The 22,661-nt window shown below is 36.9% G+C and carries 22 protein-coding genes and 1 tRNA gene; 16 read left to right on the top strand and 7 right to left on the bottom strand.

Annotated features, from left to right (window positions below):
* The first annotated feature begins 71 nt into the window (after positions 1-71).
* On the top strand, positions 72-536 hold the full coding sequence (locus ACORJQ_RS04100) for a FliG C-terminal domain-containing protein (RefSeq protein WP_321326251.1): 465 nt from the start codon (positions 72-74) through the stop codon (positions 534-536).
* Positions 537-587: 51 nt separating this feature from the next.
* Positions 588-1,058, top strand: coding sequence for a FliG C-terminal domain-containing protein (locus tag ACORJQ_RS04105; RefSeq protein ID WP_321326253.1), 471 nt, complete (start codon positions 588-590; stop codon positions 1,056-1,058).
* A gap of 57 nt (positions 1,059-1,115) precedes the next feature.
* On the opposite strand, the gene folB is transcribed toward ACORJQ_RS04105, so the two are convergent.
* The gene (gene folB / locus ACORJQ_RS04110) at positions 1,116-1,514 is read right to left on the bottom strand and encodes a dihydroneopterin aldolase (RefSeq protein WP_321326254.1); all 399 of its coding nucleotides are present in this window, start codon (positions 1,512-1,514) and stop codon (positions 1,116-1,118) included.
* Positions 1,515-1,611: 97 nt separating this feature from the next.
* On the opposite strand from folB, the gene plsY reads away from it, so the two are divergent.
* Complete coding sequence (gene plsY, locus ACORJQ_RS04115; protein ID WP_321326256.1) at positions 1,612-2,226, top strand: glycerol-3-phosphate 1-O-acyltransferase PlsY; 615 nt, start codon at positions 1,612-1,614, stop codon at positions 2,224-2,226.
* Between the two features lie 96 nt (positions 2,227-2,322).
* Here the strand turns inward: plsY and tsaD are convergent, their stop codons facing one another.
* On the bottom strand, positions 2,323-3,348 hold the full coding sequence (gene tsaD, locus ACORJQ_RS04120) for a tRNA (adenosine(37)-N6)-threonylcarbamoyltransferase complex transferase subunit TsaD (RefSeq protein ID WP_321326258.1): 1,026 nt from the start codon (positions 3,346-3,348) through the stop codon (positions 2,323-2,325).
* A gap of 177 nt (positions 3,349-3,525) precedes the next feature.
* Here tsaD and rpsU point away from each other — a divergent pair, with 177 nt between their 5' ends.
* From rpsU to ACORJQ_RS04145, 5 genes are all read left to right on the top strand, one after another.
* Positions 3,526-3,741, top strand: a complete 216-nt coding sequence (rpsU, locus tag ACORJQ_RS04125) for a 30S ribosomal protein S21 (RefSeq protein ID WP_040727729.1) — start codon at positions 3,526-3,528, stop codon at positions 3,739-3,741.
* Positions 3,742-3,752: 11 nt separating this feature from the next.
* Complete coding sequence (locus tag ACORJQ_RS04130) at positions 3,753-4,202, top strand: GatB/YqeY domain-containing protein (RefSeq protein ID WP_321326260.1); 450 nt, start codon at positions 3,753-3,755, stop codon at positions 4,200-4,202.
* Positions 4,203-4,352: 150 nt separating this feature from the next.
* Positions 4,353-6,134, top strand: a complete 1,782-nt coding sequence (gene dnaG, locus ACORJQ_RS04135) for a DNA primase (protein WP_321326261.1) — start codon at positions 4,353-4,355, stop codon at positions 6,132-6,134.
* A gap of 189 nt (positions 6,135-6,323) precedes the next feature.
* Positions 6,324-8,108 (top strand): RNA polymerase sigma factor RpoD, encoded by a 1,785-nt coding sequence (gene rpoD / locus ACORJQ_RS04140; RefSeq protein ID WP_321326263.1) that lies wholly within the window; start codon positions 6,324-6,326, stop codon positions 8,106-8,108.
* 175 nt (positions 8,109-8,283) lie between these two features.
* A tRNA-Ile gene (locus ACORJQ_RS04145) sits at positions 8,284-8,360 on the top strand.
* 90 nt (positions 8,361-8,450) lie between these two features.
* Here ACORJQ_RS04145 and ACORJQ_RS04150 read toward each other — a convergent pair.
* From ACORJQ_RS04150 to ACORJQ_RS04170, 5 genes are all read right to left on the bottom strand, one after another.
* Positions 8,451-9,161 carry a copper resistance protein B gene (locus ACORJQ_RS04150; protein WP_321326265.1) on the bottom strand — a complete coding sequence of 237 codons (711 nt, stop codon included), beginning with the start codon at positions 9,159-9,161 and terminating at the stop codon, positions 8,451-8,453.
* A 28-nt stretch (positions 9,162-9,189) separates the two neighbouring features.
* Positions 9,190-11,181 (bottom strand): copper resistance system multicopper oxidase, encoded by a 1,992-nt coding sequence (locus tag ACORJQ_RS04155; protein WP_321326266.1) that lies wholly within the window; start codon positions 11,179-11,181, stop codon positions 9,190-9,192.
* Between the two features lie 116 nt (positions 11,182-11,297).
* The gene (locus ACORJQ_RS04160; protein ID WP_321326268.1) at positions 11,298-11,663 is read right to left on the bottom strand and encodes a hypothetical protein; all 366 of its coding nucleotides are present in this window, start codon (positions 11,661-11,663) and stop codon (positions 11,298-11,300) included.
* A 217-nt stretch (positions 11,664-11,880) separates the two neighbouring features.
* Complete coding sequence (locus ACORJQ_RS04165; protein WP_321326270.1) at positions 11,881-12,741, bottom strand: HDOD domain-containing protein; 861 nt, start codon at positions 12,739-12,741, stop codon at positions 11,881-11,883.
* A 327-nt stretch (positions 12,742-13,068) separates the two neighbouring features.
* A complete protein-coding gene (locus tag ACORJQ_RS04170) occupies positions 13,069-13,398 on the bottom strand; it encodes an ArsR/SmtB family transcription factor (protein WP_321326272.1) in 330 nt (109 codons plus the stop codon).
* A 209-nt stretch (positions 13,399-13,607) separates the two neighbouring features.
* On the opposite strand from ACORJQ_RS04170, the gene ACORJQ_RS04175 reads away from it, so the two are divergent.
* The 8 genes from ACORJQ_RS04175 (at position 13,608) to ACORJQ_RS04210 (ending at position 22,464) form a co-directional block, all read left to right on the top strand.
* On the top strand, positions 13,608-14,939 hold the full coding sequence (locus ACORJQ_RS04175) for a S41 family peptidase (RefSeq protein ID WP_321326844.1): 1,332 nt from the start codon (positions 13,608-13,610) through the stop codon (positions 14,937-14,939).
* Between the two features lie 12 nt (positions 14,940-14,951).
* Positions 14,952-15,509 (top strand): DJ-1 family glyoxalase III, encoded by a 558-nt coding sequence (locus ACORJQ_RS04180; protein ID WP_321326274.1) that lies wholly within the window; start codon positions 14,952-14,954, stop codon positions 15,507-15,509.
* A 159-nt stretch (positions 15,510-15,668) separates the two neighbouring features.
* Positions 15,669-16,022 (top strand): substrate-binding domain-containing protein, encoded by a 354-nt coding sequence (locus ACORJQ_RS04185; RefSeq protein WP_321326276.1) that lies wholly within the window; start codon positions 15,669-15,671, stop codon positions 16,020-16,022.
* A 2-nt stretch (positions 16,023-16,024) separates the two neighbouring features.
* Positions 16,025-17,293 carry a hypothetical protein gene (locus ACORJQ_RS04190; protein WP_321326278.1) on the top strand — a complete coding sequence of 423 codons (1,269 nt, stop codon included), beginning with the start codon at positions 16,025-16,027 and terminating at the stop codon, positions 17,291-17,293.
* A 15-nt stretch (positions 17,294-17,308) separates the two neighbouring features.
* Positions 17,309-20,137 (top strand): EAL domain-containing protein, encoded by a 2,829-nt coding sequence (locus ACORJQ_RS04195; RefSeq protein WP_321326280.1) that lies wholly within the window; start codon positions 17,309-17,311, stop codon positions 20,135-20,137.
* A gap of 89 nt (positions 20,138-20,226) precedes the next feature.
* Entirely contained in the window at positions 20,227-20,496 is a 270-nt protein-coding gene (locus tag ACORJQ_RS04200) for a twin-arginine translocation signal domain-containing protein (protein WP_321326282.1), read from the top strand.
* A 314-nt stretch (positions 20,497-20,810) separates the two neighbouring features.
* Positions 20,811-21,659: an HvfB family MNIO-type RiPP peptide maturase gene (locus ACORJQ_RS04205; RefSeq protein ID WP_321326283.1), complete on the top strand. Its 849-nt coding sequence runs from the start codon at positions 20,811-20,813 to the stop codon at positions 21,657-21,659.
* A complete protein-coding gene (locus ACORJQ_RS04210; RefSeq protein ID WP_321326286.1) occupies positions 21,646-22,464 on the top strand; it encodes an HvfC family RiPP maturation protein in 819 nt (272 codons plus the stop codon). The genes ACORJQ_RS04205 and ACORJQ_RS04210 overlap by 14 nt, the downstream gene beginning before the upstream one ends.
* Positions 22,465-22,661 lie beyond the last annotated feature (197 nt).

Genomic DNA, 22,661 nt, shown 5'->3' on the forward strand with positions numbered 1-22,661 from the left:
TAAAAGTTAAATAGTTGGCTTTGGCAATGATTGCCATGCATGATACGTTCTATATTGATAAAGAGTAGATTATGAAAGTAGGTATTAAAAAGTTACAAGAGAATGAGTGGTTGGTTCATATTGGTTGTGGTGCCATTAAGATGGACCAGTTTTCTGTTGCTCTTTTAAATATCACTTTGGACCATTTGTTGGCACTGGAGCAAGGTGCTGAACACTCAACCTTAAAAAGTTATGTGAAGTTGGGTTTGAGGATTAAGTGTTTAAAACCTATTGATCTACAAAAGCTTTTACGTGCCGTTGACTCTCAAGATGTATTGATCATGATGTTGCTGGCGGATGACAGTGAGTTAAACGAGATTGTATTGGCAAATATTGGTAGTATTTTAAGTAAACAAATTGAAAGAGATTTGCTTACATCAAGCCTGCCAGCAGACAATTTGGTAAAAGAAGCGGTTCGCCGTATTGTTGAAAAAACCTTTGAGCTAGAGGCCAAAGGCGACATTGAGTTTACCACTGAGAACGTACACTATATCTAGTGAATAGATTGAGCAATGTTAGCTATGAAAGAGAAGTAAAAGGTCGTTATTATGGAAATTGCAGCAAGTCGAACGCATAGCGGAGAGTATCAATTAGAGATTGGCCCAGTTATCTTTACTTTGCCAAAAGAGGCGATTAGTGCTTTGCAACAAGTTGTAGAGCAACGTTTGCATCAAAATAATTCAATAGATGAAGAAAACATCAAGCGTAAATTAGAGGCTTACCGAATGTTAGCCACTAAAATGGCTGGTGTGGATGGTCGTGTCATTCAAAAATTTGCTCCCAAAGTTTCGCCTGAACAGTTAGTGACCATTACTCGCTTGGCGGAAGGAGATGTGCTTTATCAAAAGGTGTGTAAAAATTTATCTAAACAAAATCGTCGTCAATTTGAAGACGATTATAAATCGATGGATAAGATTACCGAGCAGCATGCGTGTTTACATATGGAACAGCTTGTGCCACTAATTAAACGTGCTGCTCAAGAACAAAAAGAGTTGCAGTTATCTGAAGCTGAAGATTAATTTTATCTAGCCAGTCTGTTTTCTAAAAACGGCTATCTAAAAATAGCTTTTTAAAAACTAAGATGTTCTTACTCGAGTGATCTTTAAGCCTACTGTTTTTGTTTCTGCAACGGCCATTGGTTTACTCACTTTTAAGTAAATGGTTTGTACGGCATTATGGTGTTTAAAAATGTACTGACAAATCGCTTCACACAAACTTTCTAAGAGTTCGTAACGACTCTCTTCAACCAATTTGATCACTTCATCAGATACCTGTTTATAGTTAACCGTATCGTCAATATTATCTGATTCCGCCGCCTGTGTAATGGTGGGTACTTGCATATCAATATCAAAAATTAATGGTTGGCGGTTTTCTCGCTCCCAATCATAAATACCAATAATGGCTTGTGTTTGTAAACCTTCTATAAAAATAGTATCGGTATTTTGTGTGTTATTCAGGTTCTGATGATTTTGCATTGGGTCTCTTTCCATCAATTATTTGAATCAACATTATCTACTTCTAGTAAAATCATGCAATTATTTGTAACGACCAGGCCTGGTAAAAAGGAATTAAATGGGTTTTGAAAGTATTGTATTTATTGTTGTAGCTTATTTATTGGGTTCAATTTCAACCGCAATCATCGTTTGTAAATTAATGGGATTACCAAATCCAAGAGAGGGTGGGTCAGGAAACCCAGGTGCAACAAATGTACTGCGTATTGGTGGTGAAAAAGGTAAAAAAGCGGCTGCCATTACGTTAGTAGGCGATATGCTTAAAGGTTTATTGCCAGTTTTGATTGCACACTGGTTAGAGCTTTCGACTTTAATGATTGTGTTGGTTGGTTTTGCGGCGTTTATTGGGCATCTTTACCCGGTGTTTTTTCAGTTTAAAGGCGGAAAGGGCGTGGCGACTATGCTGGGTGTCATGTTTGGTTTGTCGTTACCAATTGGTTTAGCGGTTGCCGCAACGTGGTTATTTGTGGCTAAGGTATTAAAAATCTCTTCGCTTTCAGCGTTGATTGCAACCATATTGGCCCCGATTTATATCTGGCTTTTATCAGGTAATATTGAATGGGTATGGGTAACGTCGGTAATGACATTAATTTTGTTTTGGCGTCACCGCGGCAATATTCAGCGTTTATTAAATGGCGAAGAGAGTTTGATAAAAGCGGAGTCTAAAGAAGATTAATAGTCGAAAATGTTAATGCTTATTTGATTCTTAATAACCAAAGATCAACTGCTTATGCTCATGATTATGCTTATGCTTATTTATGTGCAATATTGATTAAATCTTTGGTAAATCTTCTAAAGACCAACGAGGCGTGGTGGCAAAGCTTAAGTCATGGGTTTGTCCAGCAAGTAACCGCTGGGCTCCGGCATAGGCAATCATGGCTCCGTTATCTGTACAAAACTCTAATCTTGGGTAAAAAACTTCACCTTTTCGTTTTGCCATTAATGCATCCAGTTTACTGCGAATCTCTCGGTTTGCACTAACACCGCCAGCAACCACTAATCTATTTAAATTTTCTTGTTCTAAAGCACGTTTGCATTTAATGGTTAAAGTGTCTGCTACCGCCAGTTCAAACGCTCTGCATACGTCGGCTTTAGTTTGTTCGGTAGCATCATTGTTTTTGATCGCAGCTTGCCAAGTGTTTAAGGTAAAAGTTTTTAAGCCGCTAAAACTCATGTCTAAACCGGGTCTGTCTACCATTGGACGAGGGAATTTGTAACGCTCTGCATTACCTTTTAACGCTAGGTTGGACACATTAGGACCACCTGGATAGCCAAGTTCTAATAGTTTAGCGGTTTTATCAAACGCTTCACCAGCGGCATCATCCAAGGTATCACCTAATACTTTATATTGACCAATGCCATCTACTCGAATAATCATACTGTGACCGCCAGAGACTAATAGGCAAATAAACGGAAAGTCTGGTTGAGTTTCTTCAAGCATGGGAGCTAATAAGTGGCCTTCCATGTGGTGGACACCGACTGCGGGTATGTTTAATGCATACGCTAGACTGCGAGCAATTGAAGCACCGGCAAGCAAAGCACCCATTAATCCAGGTCCAGAAGTATAAGCAATACCTTCTAAATCATGTTTACTTATATTAGCCTCATCAAGGGTTTGCATAATAAGTGGGGTGAGTTTACGGATATGGTCACGAGATGCAAGCTCTGGAACAACGCCACCGTATTGTGCATGAAGCTCAATCTGTGTGTAAAGAGTGTGAGCAATTAACCCTTTATCGGTGTCGTAAATTGCCACCCCTGTCTCATCACAAGAACTCTCTATACCTAATACCAACATCTTAAAAACTCAACTGTTTAAATTAAAGTGGCTGAATTTTAACAAATAATCTTTAAAATTATCTGAAAAAGGTTTGCAAAATGCGGGTGAGAAAATTATAATCCCCCTTTTCTGCTATTTCTCATTTCTTGCGTGAGAAAGAAGCAATGAATTCTAAAATTTTTTAAGGTCGAAATTATGCCAAGCGTAAAAATCAGAGATACAGAACCATTTGACGTAGCTTTACGTCGTTTTAAGCGTGCTTGCGAAAAAGCAGGTGTGTTAACTGAAACTCGTAAACGTGAGTTTTATGAAAAGCCAACATGGGCTAAGAAGCGTATGAAAGCTGCTGCAGTTAAGCGTTTAGCAAAACGTTTATCTCGTGAAAACCGTCGTACAACTCGTATGTACTAAGGTTAACGTTAGTGTCAGAGACAATGAAAGAAAAACTAACGGCTGAAATGAAAGCCTGTATGAAAGCGAAAGATAAAGAGCGTCTTCAAGTTGTACGTTCTCTCTTAGCAGCCATTAAACAGGTTGAGATTGATAATCAAACGACAGTAGATGATGCTGGTGTATTAGCTATTTTAGATAAAGCTATGAAACAGCGTCGTGATTCTCATCAGCAATTTACGGATGCCGATCGTCCAGATTTAGCTGAGCAAGAAGCCTATGAGATGTCTGTGATTCAGGATTTCATGCCACAAGCTCTAACAGAAGATGAAATTAATGCATTAATTGATGATGCAATGACAAAAACAGGTGCCAGCTCCATGCAAGACATGGGTAAAGTAATGGGCTTGTTAAAACCTGAGATGCAAGGTCGTGCAGATATGGGTGAAGTCAGCAAGTTAATTAAGGCTAAGTTAGGCTAAAATCAGTAGGTAATTGTTAAAGATTATTTTGTTAGTTAAGTTCTTTAGACTGACTCTTTCTATAAAACCCGTTAGTGTTTCGCTAGCGGGTTTTTTTGGTTTTAAGGCCTGTGTAAAAAGGTGTGTACACTCTGTGGATAAGGTGTGAGTATGGCTGAGCAAAGTGGTTCTATCCCACGTTCATTTATCGAGTCTTTATTGGCTCGAGCCGATGTTGTGCAAGTCATAAACCAACGTGTACCTCTTAAGAAAGCAGGTTCTTCCTATAAGGCCTGTTGTCCTTTTCACGATGAAAAAAGTCCATCGTTTAATGTTAGCCCTAGCAAACAGTTTTATCACTGTTTTGGTTGTGGTGCGAGTGGAGACGCTCTCAAATTTCTTATGGAATATGACGGCCTTTCTTTTGTTGAAGCTGTTGAATCTTTAGCTGCTCAATATGGCATGCAAGTCCCACGTGAACAGCAAACTCCAGCACAACAAAAAGCCCAACAAATTAAACAGCAAAAACAGCGTGACCTATATGATGTTATGCATCTTGCTGCTAAATTCTATCGCCATCAACTTCGTGATCACCCTCAATCAGCAGAAGCAAAAAACTATTTAAAACAACGTGGTTTAAGTGCTGAAATTGCCAAAGAATTTGTGATTGGTTTTGCACCACCAGGGTGGGATAGTCTTGTTTCTGGTTTAAAGGCTGATGCTACTTTGCAAAAACAGCTGGTCGAAGTTGGTTTGTTGGTAGAAAAAGATGATAAGAAAAGTTATGACCGTTTTCGTCATAGGATTATGTTTCCCATTCGCGATGGTCGTGGCCGAGTGATTGCATTTGGGGGGCGAGTATTGGGTGATGATCAACCCAAATACCTAAATTCTCCAGAGACACCGATCTTTCACAAAAGTTATACTCTATACGGTTTGTTTGAGATGCGTCAGTCTCGACAGAGCTTTGATAATATCTTGGTGGTTGAGGGCTATATGGATGTGGTTGCTCTTGCCCAGTTTGGCATACGTAATGCTGTTGCCACTTTGGGAACAGCAACCACTGTTGAACATTTAGATTTGCTGTTTAGACAAGTGAATGAAGTGGTGTTTTGTTTTGATGGCGATTCCGCTGGTCTTAAAGCGGCATGGAAAGCATTGGAACTTGCTTTGCCGATGATGGAAAAAGAGCGATCTGTTAAGTTTTTGTTTTTACCCGATGGTGAAGATCCAGATTCCATGGTAAGAAAAGATGGGTTAGAAGGTTTTAATCAACGAGTGTCTAATGCGTTGTCATTATCTGAATTTTTAATGCAAGGTTTGCAGGGTAAGTTGTCTTTTCCTGTAAATAGTATTGAAGGCCGTCAGCAGTTGGTTTCAATGGCAGAACCTTATGTGCAATCTGCACATGGTTTATATCAGTTTTTATTAGCGGAAGGCATTGCTAATTTGGTGGATCTACCGACTTGGCGTGTTGAAAAACAGATGAATGTTAAATCAGGTTTTGCAGGGTTTAAAAATGAAAATACCAGGCCTGGTAAAAATAAAACGGATGAACAAAGTCTATCTACGATTGTCACTTTGCCCTTAAAAATGCTGAGATTGCTCGTAAAACGACCTGCCTGGGCAGAGATTTTTGCAAAAGAGTTTGTACAAGACCTTGTAAAGTCAGGTGAACGTGACTATGTAGCTTTAGGTGGCTACATAAAAACCTTACAAGGCAATAATTTTGATACTAACATTGCTTGGAATAAGGTCAGTAGTGCGGGTTATGAACCTGAATTATCTTTGGTAAACAGTTCAGATATTCCAGATGACGAAGCTTTTATTCAGGCAGAGTTTGAGATATATGTTGTGGCTTTAGCAACCTACCTAGATGAAAAAAAGTTGGGGCAGTCGGGATGGAACCCTGATGAAATGCTAAAGCTACAAGCATTAGTTAAGAGTAAATAAATCGGTTTAATTATCGTAAATTTAACAGGTTGCTATAAAAAGCTAAACCGCTAATTTTAAAAGAAGAATTTTACCCATAGTGAGCAGAAATTTAGTATAATTACGGGTTCTGTTTTTTCTGTCTGTAAAGCATTAAGCAGATAGATTTTTTAAAAAAATGAATTATAGAAACATTATTTGAGGCAAAGCATGACAAAAGTCGAAAGAAAGCAGCAGTTAATAGATTTGATTGAGCGAGCGAAGGAGTTAGGCTACCTTACGTTTGCTGATGTTAATGATGTTTTGCCAGACGATATTGAAGAAGATCAGTTAGGCCAAGTTTTAACGATTATTAAAGATTTTGGTATCAAGTTATTTGATTCACCGCCAGATGAAGATGAATTGCTAACACAAGAAGGTGGTGCTTTTGATGACGCAGCTGCAGAAGCTGCATTAACAGCACTTGCTGAGGTTGATGGTGAGTTTGGTCGTACAACTGATCCAGTACGTATGTACATGCGTGAAATGGGATCAGTTGAGCTGTTAACTCGTCATGGTGAGATTGACATTGCTAAACGTATCGAGTGGGGAATCCGCGATATGTTGGATGCACTTGCTAAGTACCCAAATTTTTCAGTTTCTATTCTAGACACATTTTCTAAAATGGATGCTGGTGAAGGAAAAATTGCTGATGTTGTGCAAGGTTTTATTCGCCCAGAAGATTTAATTGATGTTCCTGTAGAAGAATTATCTCCAGACAGTGATAACAATGAGCCTAAAGAAGACGGTATTAACCAAGAAGAGTTAGAAGCCTTTTTGGCCAAGCTTGAAAAACTAAGTGCGGCGGCTTTAGAAGCAGAAGCTAAATATGGTTCTGAAGATGCTAAAGCGGTTAAAAAGCGTCATGAAGTAGTCGAACATTTGCGTGGTGTTAAAATTACACCAATTTTCTCAAATAGAATGATTAAAAGCATCAAAGAGAAAATTAAAGCAATTCGTGAACAAGAAAAAGTCATTGTCGATATCGTATTGCGTAAGATTAAAGTGCCTCGTGCGGCATTTTTAGAAATTTTTATTGGCTCTGAAACCAGTCCTGAATTAGTTGATTCACTGATTGCCAAGGCACCAACTAAAGCTGCTGAATTAGAAGAAGCACGTTCAGAAATTACTCGTGCTCAAAAACGTTTAGCGATGATTCAAAAATCTGAAAAAATGCCAATTTCGTTATACAAAGGCATTTATAAAGACCTAAGTAAAGCTGAAAACAATGCCCGCATTGCTAAGCGTGAAATGATTGAAGCAAACTTACGTCTTGTAATCTCTATTGCTAAGAAATATACCAACCGTGGTTTACAGTTCCTAGACTTAATTCAGGAAGGTAATATCGGTCTAATGAAAGCGGTTGATAAGTTTGAATACCGTCGTGGTTACAAGTTCTCAACTTACGCTACTTGGTGGATTCGTCAGGCTATTACACGTTCAATTGCAGACCAAGCTCGTACAATCCGTATTCCGGTGCATATGATTGAAACGATTAACAAATTAAATCGTATTCAGCGTCAGTTACTTCAAAAAATGGGGCGTGAACCTACTCCAGAAGAGTTGGCTGAAGAGATGGAAATGCCAGAAGATAAGATTCGTAAAGTAATGAAAATTGCTAAAGAACCAATTTCTATGGAAACTCCAATTGGAGATGATGAAGATTCATCATTAGGTGATTTCATTGAAGATTCAAATATCTTATCACCGCAAGATGCAGCTGACTCAGAAGGTATGAGTGAAACAGTTCGTGAAATGCTTAGTACTCTGACTCCACGTGAAGCAAAAGTACTGCGTATGCGTTTTGGTTTAAGTATGAATACAGATCACACGCTTGAAGAGGTTGGTAAGCAGTTTGATGTTACACGTGAGCGTATTCGTCAGATTGAAGCAAAAGCATTACGTAAGTTGCGTCATCCGAGTCGTGCTGAGCGTTTAAAGAGTTTCTTAGATTAATATCTAGCTATTCTTTAATAAAAAAGGCCACGTTTTCTTAATTGAGAGCGTGGCCTTTTTACTTTATGCTGAGTAATGTTGAAATATTGATAGAAACAATTCACAAAGTGTTTTCTAGTCGCTATAATAACGCCACTTAATTTACCAGGCCTGGTAAATTAAAAAATCCCCTAAAGGGCCCTTAGCTCAGTTGGTTAGAGCATCCGACTCATAATCGGCAGGTCCCCAGTTCAAGTCTGGGAGGGCCCACCATCTTTAGTTTTTTCTTTGTAAATTACGTCCAATCAAAATTACGAACACAGGATTTTAATAGTCGTTTTTTATCTGCAGAAGAGAAGATGTTTAAAACCAGAATCTTAAACCCGCAACCACGCTTGCTTCAGAAGTTTGTCCTCCTTCATTTTTTGCATAGTCTGCAGTAGTACCATAGAGCTGATTAAATTTAATTCCAATATAGGGTGCAAACTTTCTGTTGAACTCATACCGCAATCTAATTGATAAATCTGTGCTGGATAGTCCAGAACCAATCGCCATTTTAGAGTCATCTGAAGTGTAAGCTTTTATGGCAATACTTGGTGTTAGAATGAGTCTTTGAGTAAATAAGGCTTCATACTCGGTACTCAATCTTAGCCCAATATTCTTATCGTTGAGTAGTAAATCAGCGTTAGTTTCAAAGAAATAGGGGGCTAACCCTTGAAGCCCAATGATACCCCAAGATTGATTATGCTCTGGTTTTGTATCAAAGCCTAAGCCTGCTTGAATATCCCAGTATTTATCGACTGGATGACTATAAAGTAATTGGTTTTCAGATTCTGTTTTGCCGTTGACTGTTTCACCTTCACTTTTTAAATACAGTTTATGCCAATCTTTACCAATCCAGGCCGTTGCATCCCATGAAGTAGGTGTGTTGGCTTGTGAGCTAATTTCAAATTTTTCTACCAATACTTTTGTAAGCAATGGATCTCGCACCCCGCCTGCATATACGTTAAGTGATGCAATAGTTAAGGTTGATAGTAGTGTCATTTTTTGGACTTTGTTCAATATTACTTTCATGTAAATTCTCCTAGAATACTTAACTTTATTAACGTACTTGCACGCGTCTATACATGCCCATCATGTGGTACAGCATGTGACAGTGGAATGCCCAGTCACCTTTAGCATCCATAGTGACGCGGTAACTTATTTTTGAGCCTGGTTGTACAATAATGGTGTGTTTTCTAGGTATGTGGTTTTCATCTCCATTTTCTAAATCACTCCATAAACCATGCAAATGCATTGGGTGATTCATCATTGTGTCGTTTATAAAGGTAATGCGAATTCGCTCACCATATTTAAATTTTAAAGGTGGTGCTTCATCAAAAGGTATTCCATCGATTGACCACATATAACGTTCCATATTACCTGTGAGGTGTAATATAAGTTCTTTAGTCGGTTTAGGCTCGTTGCGAGTAGGGTATAGGTTTTTTAAGTCCGCATAGGTTAGTACTTTTCTACCATTGTTTCTTAAGCCAACACCTGGATCATCTAATTGATAGCTAGCTCCCATAGATCGCATATCTATTTGGGGGCCATCTTTTCTGGGAACTTGTATTTGTGGCAGTTTGGGATTCATGTCCATTGGAATAACCATGTTATCCATTTCCATGTTCATTTGAGGGTTGTTATATGATGAGTGCATACCCTTCATGTCAGACATATCATGAGAAGAATGGTCCATATTCATACCCTTCATGCCCGACATGTCGTGAGGTGAATGGCTCATCTCCATTCCACCCATATCTTTCATACCAGACATATCGTGAGATGAATGGCTCATATTCATATTACTCATATCCTCCATGCCTTTCATATCAGACATGTTATGACTCATTCCCATGTCTTTCATGGTGAGGATTGGTTTAGGATCCATTTTTGGCGTTTCTGCAATTTGATTAGGATCTGAAGTGATTGAGCCAATGGCATATCCAGAACGATCGATGGCTTGTGCAAAAATAGCATAAGGTTGCTTTTGTGTATCTGGTTCTATAATCACGTCATAGACTTCTGCAACTCCCATCCGAAACTCATCAACCTCTATAGGTTGAATTAAGTTGCCATCAGCGGCGACTATCTTGATTTTTAAACCTGGAATTCTGATATCAAAAAAAGTCATTGCTGAGCTATTAATAAAGCGTAATCTCACTTTTTTCCCTGATTCAACGACCGTTCTCCAGTGGGCGTTAGGAGATAATCCATTCATTAAATAAGTGTACGTTGCACCTGTAACATCTGAAATATCACGATCAGACATGCGCATTTCATTCCACATCTTTCTATTATTCCAGGCCTTAAAAAATCCGTTTTGTTTGACTTCATCCCAAAAGTCGCCAACGGTTCTTTCACTAAAGTTGTAATAACTTCCCATCTTTTTAAGGTTGGCATAGATCGTCTCTGGTGCAGTATCAGACCAATCAGAAAGTTGAATAACAAAGTCATAGTCGGAATCTATGGGTTGTGGGTCTTTGGGTAAGATAACTATAGAACCGTAAACTCCAGATTGTTCTTGGTAACCTGTATGACTGTGATACCAGTAGGTTCCATTCTGTTGAACTTTAAATTGATAGGTAAAGGTTTCACCTGGTTTGATACCGTCAAAACTAAAACCAGGTACGCCATCCATTTCTGTTGGCAAAATAATGCCATGCCAGTGAAGAGAAGTAGATACTGTAAGTTCATTTTTGACGTGAATGGTAACTGTATCACCTTCCTGCCAGACTAATGTTGGAGCTGGTAGTGAATTATTAACAACCTTAGCTATGCTCGGTTTTCCAGTAATGTTGACTCGTTTTTCGCCTATTGTTAAGTTGAATTCAGAGCCTATTAAAACGGGATGTTTAGGTTTTTTATTGGTGGTCTTAATTGCAGAAAATTCGCCATTAGCAAAAGCAGAAGGAATATGCGTAGCTACTGCTGAAGCGATAGATGATAAGGCAATGCCGCGAACAAATTGACGGCGATTTATAGGACTGTTTACAGACTCATGTATAGAGTCTTTTATAGAATTTTGCTTATTGGGATACACTGGATTTTTCATCTCGAACTCCTAAAAAAATTAAAATCAAAATTATTTTTTGAGCGAAAGCACACAGATTCATTTCAATTTTTAAAATGAAGCTTTTAAATAGGTGGAGTGAGTGCTATTCGCTGGAGTTAAGCGAGAGGAGGAGGTGTTTCAGGCTGACTGTTTGAGTAAACAACTTGGATGTTTGTAGGGATATCAAAGTCAAATTTAGTTGATAGGTTATTTATTTCTAACGTTGAAGGATAAAAGTAATTGGTCACATGAAATGATTGACAAAAAAAGTTATGACAACTATCGCCTTTCATCATTTTATCATCACAACAATCCATTAGAACCATATGATTGTGGGTCTTCATTGAAGATGATTGTTCAAAGGGGAGCACCTTTTCTTGTGACATAACTTGATGAACAATATGCATTTGAGCCATTTCTGCTTTATTAAATTCAGACATACCCATCCATGCAGACGCGGAAGTCGAAAATGTTTGTAACAAAAATATGACTAAAGTAAATCTAACCAAGTTCTTTAATATCCTGAAATCAATGCAAAATTATTAATATTTAATATTTTAAAGGTAGTTGTTAACAAAATTTTAGCGTGGTTTGTTTATACTCAGTCATTATAAACATAAAATAGCAAAATCTTAAAACTTCGGCTTATCTTAGTATGGTTGGATGCAAATATTTTACTAAGAGCAGTGTCGTAAAAGGTTAGTGGCTTCCTGTTGTTAAACCAATGGAATTTCCCCACTTATTTACGGCTGAATAGGCTGATTTTAAAGCGTTTTCTGGAAGCTGTAGCTGACTAAGACCCATGTCTCTATATTCTTTAAGTTCCTGGGTTATGTATTGGTCTTCAGAAGTGGAGCTGACAATAAAGTTGGCAACCATTATAAGAGCAACTAGATGACGTACCTTTTGGTTGTTTTCAAGTTTATTGGCAAAATCAGTGTCATGGTGTAGCAGTATTGATTTATAGACATCGATATTAATATTCCATTTTTTGGCTATAAATGTGCCTACAAAAGCGTGACTTGTGTCATATTTTTCTAATTCAGAAGTGTAGCCTGAAATGGGGTTTGATAGCTGTGATTTGTATAAATCTATGTAGGTATCTGGCTCTGCACGTGAGAAATATATGGCTCCTACATTTTGCATTAAACCTGCCATATAGGCTTCAGATCGTGAAACATCAAAAACCCAGTATGAGAGTTCAGCACAAGCTAAACCAACCTTTGAGCCATGTAAGAGTATGGCTTTTTCTGTTGGGGATTGGGCGATGATATTGGTAAGACTGCTAGACAGAAATATATTGTAGATTTCATCAAGACCTAAAACATTTACTGCAGCTTTAGCATCTTTAATTTCTGTTTTTTCATTGGTGATATTTGTATTGACTAAGGTTAAAAAGTTACCCAGCAGTTCTGGATTGTGGCTAATTAGGTTAGCGATAGTGACGGTATTAGGGTATTTTTTATTTAACTCTTCTTTAAGTTTAATAATCTCTTCAGGAATCGAGGGAACAAGCGATTTAGTATAAATTTGTGCGGCATTAGAGAGTTTGTCCTGCATTCTAGCAAAAGTTCCTTATGCATTAGATTTAGAGTTAACCTGATTTTTTGTAACTATTTGAATCTATGATTAATTTAATTCTAAAAGTCTAATGGTTTAACCAAATTAATACCGTTGCTGTTATTTTTAATCAAACAAAAGACAAATATTGTGCGATTTCAAATTGATAAGTTTAAAAACAATTGAAATAAATTTAAGCTTTGCCTAAAACCTAAACTGAAGATGTTTGAAAACATTCAGTCAAATAAAAAAATGATTAGCTTTAAAAAAATCGTTGAAAATCAAAAGCAATGAAGTTTTACAAAGAAATAGCTCCAAAGCTTCAAATTACGAACTTTGCTTTTCAACAGGGCAGAAAGTTTCTTGCATCGCTTCCATAAGTAAAAGAATGTTATGGTCTCTTACTTTACAAAGGATTTTGCTCCCCTCTCTTCTTGAGGTAATAATCTCTTTTTCACGAAGGATGTCAATATGTTGAGAGATATTGCTCTGGGTAGTGCCGACTTGTTTAACAATGTCCATCACAGGAAGTTCTTGTTGGCCTATTACACATAGTATTTTTAGACGCAGTGGGTGTCCCATTGCTTTTAGTGCTTTGGATGCTTTGTTAATGTTGTCTTCTTTCATTTCAAAAAATGAACTATCTTGAGTTGTCATGTTGTTTTTCTTTTGTTTTTAGTATGTTAAATATAGGGGAATTACCTTGAATTCTATATGAATTCCCTTCAATCTGTCACCTAAAGTTAATTTATAATGGACAAATTATTTTTGGGAACACCGTTTTAGTTGCATTGCAAATTGATAGTAGAATGGAAAAACAAATATTTATGGAGAGTAGTGTGAACACAACTGGACTAAAAAAAGTCATGTTAATAGGCTCGGGCGTTGTATTAGGAGCTTTGATTGCTATAGGAACCACCGTTTGGGCAGATAAAGAGGCTGAACCCGCTACTCAAAGTGAACAAGTAGCTTTACCGTTAGATGAACTGCGTGCCTTTGTTGAGGTTTTTGAACGAGTTTCACATGACTACGTTGATAAGATTGATGATAAAAAACTTTTAGAAGGTGCAATTAGCGGCATGTTAGCTAGCTTAGACCCTCACTCTGCATATCTTCCGCCTAAAGATTTTAAAGATATGGAAGAACATACCCGAGGTGAATTTGGTGGCCTTGGTATGGAAGTAGGTATGGAAGATGGCTTTGTAAAAGTGATTTCGCCTATCGATGATACTCCTGCCCAAAAAGCAGGTATTAAAGCAGGTGATTTAATTATCAAGTTGGGTAAAGAACCTGTTAAAGGTAAAACGTTAAGTGATGCTGTTAAAGTCATGCGCGGTAAGCCAGGCACCAAATTAATGTTAACGATTGTTCGTAAAGGTGAAGATAAACCTTTGCAAATTGAGATTACTCGTGCAGTGATTAAAGTAAAAAGCATTAAACAAAAAATGCTAAAAGACCATATTGGTTACGTCAGAATCAGTCAGTTTCAAATGAGAACAGGTCCAGATTTAATTCAAGCCATTAAAAAATTAGATAAAGAAAATGGAGCACCGTTAGAAGGTTTAGTACTTGATTTGCGTAATAACCCAGGTGGTGTTTTAAATGCAGCTGTTCAGGTTTCAGATGCGTTTATTGATAAGGGGTTGATTGTCTATACAGAAGGCCGAATCAAAAATTCTAAAATGCGTTTTGAAGCCGAAAAAGGCGACATAATGAATGGTAAGCCAATTGTTGTATTAATCAATGAAGGCTCGGCTTCGGCATCTGAAATTGTTGCCGGAGCTCTGCAAGATGATAAAAGAGCAATTATTGCAGGTAGAACCAGTTTTGGTAAAGGTTCTGTACAAACACTTATGCAATTAAATAATGGTGCTGCTATAAAAGTCACAACGGCACGTTATTACACTCCATCAGGCCGTTCTATTCAGGCTGAAGGGATTAAACCTGACGTAGAAATTGATTTGGTTAAAGTTGAAAAAGTCGACAAAAATGATGTCACTAATATTAAAGAAAGTGATTTAGCGGGTCATTTAGAAAATAGTGATGTTGAAGAAAACGCTAAAAATAGCAAAGATGATAAAAAAACCAAAGCAGCTAAAGAACTGAATACTTTATTAGATAAAGACTATGAGTTAAATGAGGCTTTACGTTTAGTTAAGGCAATGGCTCTTGCTCAAAAAATGGCTAAAACAAACTAAGGTTCTGTTGTTATGACTAAGAAAGTGTTGGTTCCTTTAGCACAAGGTTGTGAAGAGTTAGAAGCGGTAACTATTATTGATATTCTTGTTAGAGGTGGCGTTGATGTCATTTCAGCAAGTTTAGACAAAAATAAGGTCATTACGGCCAGTCGTGGCGTGCAATTGATTGCTAATAAAACTTTAGATGAGGTTTTAGAAGAGTCTTTTGACATGATTGTTTTACCAGGCGGATTACCTGGAGCGGATTACTTAAATTCGGACCAAAGAATTATTGCCTTATTAAAACAAACTGCATTAAACCAAGGCATTACCGCTGCAATTTGTGCCGCACCCAAAGTATTGGTAACAGCGGGGCTTCTTGATAATAGAAAAGCAACAAGTTATCCAGGGGTTATTGATCAAAATCCTGCTAATGGTATGCAATATATCAATACCCCAGTGGTAACTGATGGAAATATCGTGACTTCTCGTGGCCCAGGAACAGCGATTGATTTTGCATTAGAATTGCTGCAGATGTTAATGGATGAGAAAACACGAAATGAGGTTGAGGCCGCTTTAGTTCGTGGCTAATACAAAAGGTTTTTGATTTATTGTTTTGATTTATTAAATAAACTCTAAGTAACAGGGTATATCTTGATTTTAACTTTACTTAAAAACTCCTACTTAAAACGTGGAGTATTTTTAGCCATATTGATATGGCTCAATATTGGGATAAGTCATGCAGCTAGCGTGGTTATTGTAAACCCATCAGTTCAAGCAGAGGATATAGATGCTCAAACTTTAGGCCGTATCTATGCAATGCAAATCAAGAACTGGAATGACGGCCAGCCTGTCAGAGTATTCACATTTCCTTCTAATTCTAAAGTACATCATCAATTTGTGATTTCTAAAATGAAAATACAACCTCACCAGCTTGAGAGATTATGGAATAGACTCATTTTTACGGGTACAGGTCGCACACCTACGGTTGTTAAGAATGTACAAGAAATGTTGCAAAAAGTGAAAAGCACGCCAGGGGCTATTGGGTATGTAACCGATAGTGATGTTACTTCTGATGTAAAAGTTCTGGTGATAGGTAAGTAAGTATGAAAAATATAATATCAAAAGTAAGCCTATTAACTCTATTAGTTTATTCGGCAGCCTCTCAAGCAATTGATATAGATGACTCAGCTCAAGTTCATGGCTTTGTTTCACAAGGCTATGTTTACAGTCCCGAAAATCCATACGCTGGAAAAAATTCTCTAGATGGTAGTTTTGACTTTAGAGAAATTGGCCTTAATGGTTCTTGGGAAGCAACAGATAAATTGCGTTTTGCTGGTCAGTTACTAAGTCGTAAAAAAGATGAAGCGGCAGATGGCAGTATTTTAGTCGACTTTTTACTCGCTGATTATTTAGCCTATAGTGACAGCAAATCAAGCTTTGGTGTACGTATTGGCAGAATCAAAAATCCACTTGGTTTTTATAATGCCGTTCGTGATATTCCTTCAAGCAGGCCTGGTATTAATGTACCTAGTTCAGTTTATTTTGATTCATTTAGAGATGTTGTATTAGCAACTGATGGCTTAAGTTTATATGGTAGTTTTGCTTTAGATACAGGGGATTTAAACTGGAATGTGTATGCAGGTAACCGTGAGATGTCTGGTATGGTTATGGAGCATTACGTTTTAGGAAAAAACGTTCAAGGTAAATTTGATAATGCAGAGATTAAGGGGCTAAATCTTACCTATAGTTTAAATACAGAACAGCCATTAACGTTTGGCTTTAGCTTGCTTCATGTAAAGGCCAAAATGAATAATACAAAATCACCTCTCGTTGCTCAACAAGAGTATGGTTATGCTTTATTTAGTGGAAGTAATCCCACTTATGAACTGTCTACTAACTATGCCAACTATGTGACAGGGGCGAGTGTTGATTCGGTATTAGCATTAGCATCTGTTCAATACGGTTATCAAAATTGGTTGTTTACTGCAGAGTATTTGAATGTATTCAATAATATTGACGTTGAAGTTCTTGGCAAGAACACAAGTATTAAACCTGTTTCAGAAGGGTTCTATTTACAAGCCGAATGGTTTGCAACTAGAAAGATTCATGCTTTAGCCCGCTATGAAGAGCTTTATTTGGTTGATAAAAATAAAATGGCTGCTGATCCTAATCGCCCTAATAATCCTTATCATAGTTATAGCAAAGGCTTAACTTTTGGTTTGAAGTGGTTAATTAATCCAAATTTGACTCTAGCGGGAGAAGTTACCTCTAATGAGGGGAATGCTTGGTTACCTGTATTTGATGGAGAGGAAAACTATACTATGAAAAAATATTGGAACACCTACTCCATGCAATTGACCTATCAGTTTTAGGTTTAAAAGTAATTTATGTTTGTAAGTATTCGATGGAAAGCGGTAATATTACTCAGTTTTATTCTGTTTATAATCGCTTTTGCTTGGATATTTCAAGGTATATTCCAAAATATACATACTTATGAATTTGATATTGAACAGAGTCAAGAAAGTCATCAAAAAATTCTTGATCAACTGATTACCGATAACTACATCAAACTTTCCCAGCACGCACAACTCATTATCGATAATCCTAAGATAAAAAATTATCAAAAAACCTTATCCACCGAATCTAACGAAATTAACGATTACCTAAAGTCACAATGGTACGCATGGAACCTCAATATTAGTATTGACTACGTAGCAGTTATTGATGGCAACGGTAAACGTATTGCTGAAGCTAATCAAGCTTTTACACCTTCTGAGTTACAAAGTCTAAGACGTTCAACCCGTTTATTTTCTCCTCGAGCTAAAGAAAAGCCACAAAATTTTATATTTTGCGAAAGCTCATGTATTCAGTTTGTGATGGAACCTTTTATATTTTCTGATGGCCATGTGGGGATTTTGACATTAGGGCAAAATATGTCAGACCTTATCACCCGTTATCATGCGGTGAGTTCATCAGACTTAGCGGTATTAATTCAAAATAATGACTATAACAAGTCAAATCAATCGGGAAAAGAGGGCAATTTATTAAAAAATTGGAATGTTCATGTGTGGGCAATAACTCGTTTTAATGAACTATATTCTTACGTTGAAAATTTTAGTAAAAACCACAGTATGTTAGAAACCCAAGATATAACGTTGTGGAACCTATGGAATACAGATTATTTTTTGAGAAATATGGTTCCAAGCAATTATATTCAGGTGGGTTCACCAGCCTATTTTATGAGTATTATTAATGAATCAAAAAGGCAAGAGCAGTTAAAGCAAGAGATTATACGTGGTGTATCTACAAGTTTAGTAGGGTGGATTTTAGCTGAAACTTTGCTTATTTTTCTTATGATGGGACCTATTCAACGGTTGCTAAAGATTGTACAAGCTCTTGAGTTACTCCCTAAACATCGATACAAATCAGCTATAAGTCTAATAAAAACCCCAAAAAAGCAAATTCGTGATGAAATCACTCAGCTAGAAGACAGTACGGTTTATTTAGCGAATGAACTTGAAAACTTGCATCTGGCGGTAGAGATATCAGAAGAGCAATTAAAAAACCAGATTTTAATGTTGACTCGCTCAAAAGAATTTTTACAACGTTTATTTGATAATGCCAACCTATATATTCTTACCCAATCCTTTAATTATGAAGTGGCAACCAATAATCATCTGTTTTCTAATTCATTTGATACATCAGAAGAAAAGTCATTTTTAGAATTATTTTTAAGTTCTTATGATAAAACGATCTTTATCGATGGCATTATTCGTTTAAAAGAAAATCCAGTTGAAAGTTTTCAGCAAGAAGCCAGTATGAAAACCATTCAGGGTGTCAAGATTACTTTGGCTTGGACGCATACCTTGGTTAAAGATGATGAAGGCCGTGATCAAGTATTATCTATTGGTATGGATATTACACAACGTAAAAACGATGAAATGACTTTAAATTGGTTGGCCAATAATGATTCTCTGACCAAAATTGGTAACCGTAGAGCTTTTAAAAAAGATCTAGATAGGTTTTTGTCTCAAGATGAAACAGGAGCTTTGGTTTTTATTGATGTAAACCGTTTTAAACAGATTAATGATATTTATGGTCACTTGGCTGGCGACACGGTATTAATTGATATCGCCAAAAAATTAAAAGAAAACACCCGTAATCAAGATTCAATTTGTCGTTTAGCGGGAGATGAATTTACGATTTTAATGCCAGGTGTTTCCATTGATAACCTACCAGGTGTTTTAGAAAGCCTTTCAGATCAGCTAAATCAACAGATTACATTATCGGACTCTCGAGTAGTTGAGTACAGTGTAAGTTTAGGAGGTGCCGTTTTTCCTGATCATGGTTCAGATGAGCAAGCGTTGATAGTGCATTCTGATATGGCAATGTATCAGGCTAAGAAAAAAGGTTTGAAAAATTGGCATATCTTCAGTTATGAAGATGATCAGTTAAGTAATCTTCAGCAAGAACATGACATTATGAGACTGCTTAGGCTGGCGATTAAGAATGATTTATTTACTATGGTGTATCAGCCAATATTGGATATTAAACAACAAAAAGTAAGTCATTATGAAAGCCTTATAAGATTACAAAATGAAGAGGGTGAGTGGATATCACCAGGGATATTTATTCCTATTGCAGAACGGGTTGGGTTAATTAGAGATGTTGATTCTTGGGTTATTGAACATGTTTTTAGCTTTATGAAACAAGTATTAACTACACAACCAGATTTGTGCTTCTCAATCAACATCTCAGCCCCATCATTACAAGAGAAGTTATTTGCGATTCGTTTTTCTGAGCTTATAAGAGAAGCAAAAATACCGGCTCAAAATATTATTATTGAATTAACGGAAACCGCCTATATTGAAAATTTTGTTCAAGTCTTAAAAAACTTAGAAGAGTTAACAAAGCTAGGTGTCTCAATTGCACTAGATGATTTTGGTGTAGGATACTCTTCATTCAGTTACATGAAAAAATTACCATTAAAGTATGTAAAGTTAGATGGATCTTATGTACGAAACATTGTTTCTAGTTCAGAGAATAGTGCATTTATTCAAAGTGTTGTTATTATGGCACAAGCATTCGGTATGAAAACGATTGCTGAATTTGTTGAAAATCAAGAAGTGCTTAATGTGCTTGCAGAGCTGAATGTTGATTATGCGCAGGGGTACCATATTGGCAAACCCAATTCTGAATTAACCCCAGAGAAGTAAATTTAAAAAAACTATGAAATAAAAAATAGTCATTTTGGTCTTATAAATTGAAAGCGTTATCTTTCTTAATCAGAAACTGGAGAACAAACATGAAAAACAATTCACGTAGAGATTTTTTAAAATTAGCAGGTGCGGCAATGGTGGGTGTAACTGGTGTAGCTGCTGCATCTGAAAATCCATTTGGGTTTAAAGCTGTAGAATCAGACTCTTTACAAGTTGCTTCTGAAGGTAAATGCGGCGGTAAGCAACCTGAAGGCAAGTGCGGCGGTAAGCAACCTGAAGGCAAGTGTGGTGGCAAACAACCAGAAGGCAAGTGCGGTGGTAAACAGCCTGAAGGTAAATGTGGGGCAAAATCGTAAAGTTGGTTAGTTTCATATGAAATAACTAAAAATGGATAACCCTAAGGTAAATAAACTTTAGGGCTTTATTCATTTATAAAATTAAAATCAATAAGCTAATTTTGTTTTTCAGGCTTGTTATGATTTATCGGTAAACTATCACTAGCAAACCCTATATTTTATAAGCCACAATTAAGTGATAATTATTCTTAATTTGTCACAATCTTCTTTTTAAAATAACCAGGCCTGGTAAATTTCAGTTATATAAATCATTGGGTTCTTTTACAAAGGCGATTCTACGTATGAGCCGTTTTATTTATTCTTAGGTAAGCATTATGCAAGTCGTGAGAGATTATCCTATACAAGGTGTTGGTTTAGGATTACGCAGAGATTTTTTTGATGAGGTGTCTCAAACCAAAAATCTAGCGTTTGACTTTATGGAAATTGCTCCTGAAAACTGGTTACATTTAGGTGGTCGGTATGGTAAAAATTTACGTTCACTGACGGAACGTATTCCTTTTGTTTGTCATGGTTTATCGCTTGATTTGGGTGGGATTAAACCATTAGATATAGACTACCTCAAAGATTTAAAACAATTTTTTTCACAACATGACATTAGAGTCTATACCGAGCATTTAAGTTATTGCGGTGATAGCGGACATTTATATGATTTAATGCCAATTCCTTTTACAGAAGAAGCGGTGTTTTACGTTGCTGATAGAATTCGGCAAGTGCAAGATGTTTTAGAACGTAAGATTGGTATTGAAAATGTTTCATTCTACGCCATGCCAACAACTCAAATGAGTGAACAGGATTTTGTTAATGCGGTGTTGAGTGAGGCTGAGTGTGACTTATTGTTTGATGTAAATAACACCTATGTTAACTCTATTAATCACCAATATAATGCTCAAGATTATATGCAATCGATGCCAACTGAACGCATTGTTTACATGCATATGGCAGGGCACTTTGATGAAGCTGATGATTTAAAAATAGATACTCATGGTCAACCCGTAAAACAACAAGTGTGGGATTTATTAGAGCAAACTTATCAAACACACGGCTTGATTCCTACTTTATTAGAGCGTGATTTTAATATTCCACCTATGGAGGAATTATTACAAGAAGTGGAGCAAATTAAGGCTTATCAACAGGCCTGGAAGGTGAACAATGTCACTGAATAAGTCACAACAATCCTTACCGTATTTTCAGCTGTTGCAGCAGCAATTAACCGCACATATTCGTAATCCAAAACAGAACTCTTACAATCCTAAAGATGAAACAGCCATTGAACCAAGAAGGCTTAAGATTTATGAAGAGCTATTTTTTAATAATCTTCATGACTTTTTTAGCCAGTTGTTTCCAGTTTGCAAAACCGTTTTAGGTGAGCAACGTTGGGCGGAGTTGATTCGTGAATACTTGATTAAACACCAATCTCAAACTCCGCTGTTTCATGAACTGGCGGGAGAGTTTTTGGACTTTATGCATAATGAATTTACGCCATTAGAAAATGATCCTGAATTTTTAATGGAGCTGGCTCACTATGAGTGGGTTGAGTTAGCATTAACGGTCTCTGAAGAGAGCGGTTTTGTTATTAACAAAGATAACAAACAACAGTTACCGATTGATTTAGATACACAGTATCAGCTATCACCTCTGGCTTGGCCATTAGCTTATGAGTGGCCAGTGCATAAGATTTCAAAAGATTTTCAGCCAACAGAAAAACCCATTGAGGTAACGACTTTATTAATGTATCGCTCAGCAGAATCCAGCCATGCCCAAAACACTCCTCAAAGAGAAAAGGTCTGTTTTATGGAGATGTCTCCACTTCTTTATCAATGGATAAATCAGTTAGAGAATTTTACGACTGCAAAAAAAGCACTTATTGAGGTTACACAACAGACTCAGATGGATGAGTCTGCTTTAATAGGATTTGCACAACAGAGCTTGGCAGAGTTTGAACAATTGGGCATTGTTCGCCAATCATAAAGGCTACTCTAATTGCTTTAGTATCTTTATTGGTTATTCATTTAGGGTAAATAGATTTTTACCTCATGCTTCAAGTTATTGATGGCCGCAGGGCATGAGGGCATGCCAGGTATGATAAAACAGCCATTCATTCACGATTCCATACTCTTTATGCGATAATGTTTTAAACCATATTTTATGCGAGTTTAAGGGAGATT

The organism is Thiomicrorhabdus sp. (genome assembly GCF_963662555.1).
Lineage (GTDB): Bacteria > Pseudomonadota > Gammaproteobacteria > Thiomicrospirales > Thiomicrospiraceae > Thiomicrorhabdus.

Bases quoted from the DNA above. Each gene is read 5' to 3' on its own strand.
- ACORJQ_RS04100 (WP_321326251.1), top strand. From the start codon at position 72: ATGAAAGTAGGTATTAAAAAGTTACAAGAGAATGAGTGGTTGGTTCAT.
- ACORJQ_RS04105 (WP_321326253.1), top strand. From the start codon at position 588: ATGGAAATTGCAGCAAGTCGAACGCATAGCGGAGAGTATCAATTAGAG.
- folB (WP_321326254.1), bottom strand. From the start codon at position 1,514: ATGCAAAATCATCAGAACCTGAATAACACACAAAATACCGATACTATT.
- plsY (WP_321326256.1), top strand. From the start codon at position 1,612: ATGGGTTTTGAAAGTATTGTATTTATTGTTGTAGCTTATTTATTGGGT.
- tsaD (WP_321326258.1), bottom strand. From the start codon at position 3,348: ATGTTGGTATTAGGTATAGAGAGTTCTTGTGATGAGACAGGGGTGGCA.
- rpsU (WP_040727729.1), top strand. From the start codon at position 3,526: ATGCCAAGCGTAAAAATCAGAGATACAGAACCATTTGACGTAGCTTTA.
- dnaG (WP_321326261.1), top strand. From the start codon at position 4,353: ATGGCTGAGCAAAGTGGTTCTATCCCACGTTCATTTATCGAGTCTTTA.
- rpoD (WP_321326263.1), top strand. From the start codon at position 6,324: ATGACAAAAGTCGAAAGAAAGCAGCAGTTAATAGATTTGATTGAGCGA.
- ACORJQ_RS04150 (WP_321326265.1), bottom strand. From the start codon at position 9,161: ATGAAAGTAATATTGAACAAAGTCCAAAAAATGACACTACTATCAACC.
- ACORJQ_RS04155 (WP_321326266.1), bottom strand. From the start codon at position 11,181: ATGAAAAATCCAGTGTATCCCAATAAGCAAAATTCTATAAAAGACTCT.
- ACORJQ_RS04165 (WP_321326270.1), bottom strand. From the start codon at position 12,741: ATGCAGGACAAACTCTCTAATGCCGCACAAATTTATACTAAATCGCTT.
- ACORJQ_RS04170 (WP_321326272.1), bottom strand. From the start codon at position 13,398: ATGACAACTCAAGATAGTTCATTTTTTGAAATGAAAGAAGACAACATT.
- ACORJQ_RS04175 (WP_321326844.1), top strand. From the start codon at position 13,608: ATGTTAATAGGCTCGGGCGTTGTATTAGGAGCTTTGATTGCTATAGGA.
- ACORJQ_RS04180 (WP_321326274.1), top strand. From the start codon at position 14,952: ATGACTAAGAAAGTGTTGGTTCCTTTAGCACAAGGTTGTGAAGAGTTA.
- ACORJQ_RS04190 (WP_321326278.1), top strand. From the start codon at position 16,025: ATGAAAAATATAATATCAAAAGTAAGCCTATTAACTCTATTAGTTTAT.
- ACORJQ_RS04195 (WP_321326280.1), top strand. From the start codon at position 17,309: ATGTTTGTAAGTATTCGATGGAAAGCGGTAATATTACTCAGTTTTATT.
- ACORJQ_RS04200 (WP_321326282.1), top strand. From the start codon at position 20,227: ATGAAAAACAATTCACGTAGAGATTTTTTAAAATTAGCAGGTGCGGCA.
- ACORJQ_RS04205 (WP_321326283.1), top strand. From the start codon at position 20,811: ATGCAAGTCGTGAGAGATTATCCTATACAAGGTGTTGGTTTAGGATTA.
- ACORJQ_RS04210 (WP_321326286.1), top strand. From the start codon at position 21,646: ATGTCACTGAATAAGTCACAACAATCCTTACCGTATTTTCAGCTGTTG.